This is a genomic window from Microbacterium sp. H6 (assembly GCF_003314775.1).
GTDB lineage: Bacteria > Actinomycetota > Actinomycetes > Actinomycetales > Microbacteriaceae > Microbacterium > Microbacterium oxydans.
In genome coordinates this window covers 1-3,419 of sequence record NZ_QOAY01000052.1, presented here as the reverse complement: position 1 = coordinate 3,419, position 3,419 = coordinate 1, and the positions used below count along the sequence as shown (strand labels likewise).

Here is a 3,419-nt window from a genome sequence, read left to right as displayed (position 1 = left end):
GTCGAGCTGACCGCCGAGGAGAAGTACGAGGCCGAGCTCGCCGAGCAGGCGCGTCAGAACTCCGGCGACTGGGACAGCGTCGCACCGGGCAAGGCCGACAACTTCGGCCCCAGCTTCGCGCGCATGATCGGGCTGCTGAAGCCCTCGGCCATCTGGTTCGTCTTCGTGTCGATCCTCGGCGCGATCGGCGTGGTCCTGACGGTCGCAGCGCCCAAGGTGCTCGCCGAGGCGACCAACCTCGTCTACAAGGGCTTCATCTCCATCCAACTCGGTCAGCCCACCGACGGCTTCCCCGGCTTCCCCGCCGGCACGTCGCAGGACGTGGTGGTCGACGCGCTGCGGGCAGGCGGACAGGACGACTTCGCGAACCAGGTCGGCGCGCTGGGAGACTTCACGGTCGGCCAGGGCATCGACTTCGACGCGCTGCGGCTCGTCATCGCCGCCGTGCTCGGCATCTACGTGGCCGCCGCCTTCCTCACCTGGATCCAGGGCTACGTCATCAACGTGATCATGGTGCGCACCATGTGGCGACTGCGCGAATCGGTCGAGGCGAAGATCAACCGCCTGCCCCTGGCGTACTTCGACAAGGTGCAGCGCGGCGAGCTGATCTCGCGCGTCACGAACGACATCGACAACATCACGCAGACGATGCAGCAGTCGCTCTCGGGCGCACTCACCTCGGTGCTCACCGTGATCGGCGTGCTCGTGATGATGTTCTCGATCTCATGGCAGCTCGCCCTCGTGGCCCTCATCACGCTGCCTCTCATGGGCGTGATCTTCGGCATCATCGGACCGCGGTCGCAGAAGGCCTTCGGCACGCAGTGGCGCAAGGTCGGGCGGCTCAACGCCCGTGTCGAGGAGGCGTTCTCTGGCCACGCGCTGGTGAAGGTCTTCGGTCGCGAGAAGGACGCACTGGACAAGTTCCAGGACGAGAACGAAGAGCTGTTCCAGGCGAGCTTCAAGGCGCAGTTCCTCTCCGGCATCATCATGCCGGCGATGATGTTCGTCGGGAACCTCAGCTACGTGGGCATCGCGGTGCTCGGTGGTCTGATGGTCGCCAACGGTCAGCTCCGCCTCGGCGACGTGCAGGCGTTCATCCAGTACTCGCAGCAGTTCACGCAGCCGCTGTCCGAGCTGGGCGGAATGGCCGCTGTCGTGCAGTCCGGCACCGCCTCCGCCGAGCGTGTGTTCGAACTGCTCGACGCCGAGGAGCAGGAGGCCGACGACGCCGATGCTCCCGAGCTCGTGGAGGGCAAGGGCGTCATCGAGTTCGAGAACGTCGCGTTCTCGTACACGCCGGATCGTCCGCTCATCCGTGATCTGTCGTTCCGGGTGGAGCCGGGTCAGACCGTCGCGATCGTCGGTCCGACCGGTGCGGGCAAGACGACGCTGGTCAACCTGATCATGCGCTTCTACGAGCTCAGCGGTGGACGGATCATGCTCGACGGGCAGGACATCGCCGAGGTGACCCGCGACGAGCTGCGATCGCGCACCGGCATGGTGCTCCAGGACCCGTGGCTGTTCGCCGGCAGCATCCGCGAGAACATCCGCTACGGTCGCTCGACCGCGACCGATGAAGAGGTCCTCGCCGCAGCCAGGGCCACCTACGTCGACCGCTTCGTGCACGCCCTCCCCGAGGGATATGACACGGTGCTCGACGAGGATGCAGCGAACGTGTCGGCCGGTGAGCGTCAGCTCATCACCATCGCGCGGGCGTTCGTCGCACAGCCGTCGATCCTCATCCTCGATGAGGCCACGTCGGCGGTCGACACCCGCACCGAACTGCTGCTGCAGCACGCGATGGCCGCGCTCCGAGAGGGGCGCACGTCGTTCGTGATCGCGCACCGGCTGTCGACCATCCGCGATGCCGACCTCATCCTGGTGATGGAGCACGGCGACATCGTGGAGAAGGGTACGCACGACGAGCTCATCGCCGCGCAGGGCGCCTATTGGCGTCTGTACCAGTCGCAGTTCGAGCAGGCCGCGACCGACATCGACGCCGAAGACGCTCTCACGGGAACGACGCCGGTCGTCGTCACCGGCGAAGCGGGCGACACCGATGCTGCGGGCGCGGAGGCTGCAGCCGCTGTGGCCGGCGCGTCCGTCGACGCACAGGTGCCGGCAGTCGAGACGGCCGCGGCGCAGGCCCTGCTGGAAGACGGCGCTGACGGCTCCGATCACCGCTCCTGACCTACGGCATCAACGCACGACGCCCCACCGCCGCTCACGCGGGGTGGGGCGTCGTCGTAGGCGATCGCCGGGGAGTGCGTCAGGGCTGGTCGGCTCTGATCCCGAGCAGCTCGAGCGGGTGGGTCAGACGCCACCAGGGACTCGGCCCCTCGACATCCGCGGCCAGCACCAGCGGAGTCGTCGTGGTGTTGACCGGTCCTGCCGTGGTCAGCGTGCCCACCGTGTCACCCTGTTCGCGTTCTTCGCCGAGGTCGAAGGCGGTCGCGGCGGTCGCGGTCGCGCTGTTCCAGAGCACCACATCGGCGTCGGATTCGGTGATGACGTCGACCTGCTCGCCCCACGGAGTCGTGACGCTGCCGACCACGGTGTCCTTCGCGACGGCCGGCGCCTGCGCCTCCAGTGCGGATTCCGCCTCGGCGAACAGGGAACGCGTGAGAGCGAGTCGCTCGTCGTCTCCGGCTTGATTCAGCGCCGCGGCGAACAGGTGCACCGTGGTGTCACCGATCACGAGGTCCTTCGCGGTGAGAAGGTTCCAGCCGACCAGGGTGCCGGTCTTGATGCCGACGACACCGGGATCGTCGAGCATGCCGTTCGTGTTCACGACGGTGCCCGCACCCGGGAGGTCGACGGACTTGGTGCCGACGATCTCGGCGAAGACCGGGTTCTGCATCGCACGCTCGCCGAGCGCCACCAGGGCCTCGGGCGTGGCCACGTTGCGCTCGTCGAAGCCGGAGGGGGTCACCACGGTGATTCCGGTCAGGCCACGTTCGCGCAACCACACCTCTGCAGCCCTCGCGAACTCGCGCTCGGAGCCCCAGATCTCGGTCGCGAGCCGATCGATGTAGTTGTTCGCGGAACCCATGAGCGTCCCCTGCAACAGCTGGTACTCCGTGAGGACTCCGCCGATGGGCACGTCGAGGGCGGATTGGTCACTGCGCCGGTAGTCCCAGTACTTCACGCTGTCGGCGCGGGTGAACGAGAACTCGGGTCCTTGCTCCCCGACAGCGAGCGGCATGCGGTCGAGCACCATCAGACTGCTGACGACCTTGGTGATGCTCGCGATGCTCACGGCGTCGGGCACCGAAGCCGCCGTCGTCATGCCCGCGATGCCGACGGCACCCGCACCCTCGGTCGGCCAGGTCACGGCGGCGGCAGCGGCGGGAGTCGTCGCGAACTCGACCGACTGCACCGTCGGCGGCACCTCGTGGAGGGGCCAGAGCAGTGTGGTG

General features: G+C 67.7%; 2 protein-coding genes. One reads left to right on the top strand and one right to left on the bottom strand.

Annotation, left to right across the window (positions count from 1 at the left end; all coding sequences use genetic code 11):
* Window positions 1-2,190, top strand: a 2,190-nt coding sequence (locus DSP71_RS03360) for an ABC transporter ATP-binding protein (RefSeq protein WP_147251182.1), incomplete at its 5' end; no start/stop codon positions are given.
* Window positions 2,191-2,269: 79 nt separating this feature from the next.
* Here DSP71_RS03360 and DSP71_RS03355 read toward each other — a convergent pair.
* A partial coding sequence (locus tag DSP71_RS03355; protein ID WP_147251181.1) for a D-alanyl-D-alanine carboxypeptidase family protein occupies window positions 2,270-3,419 on the bottom strand: 1,150 nt, incomplete at its 5' end.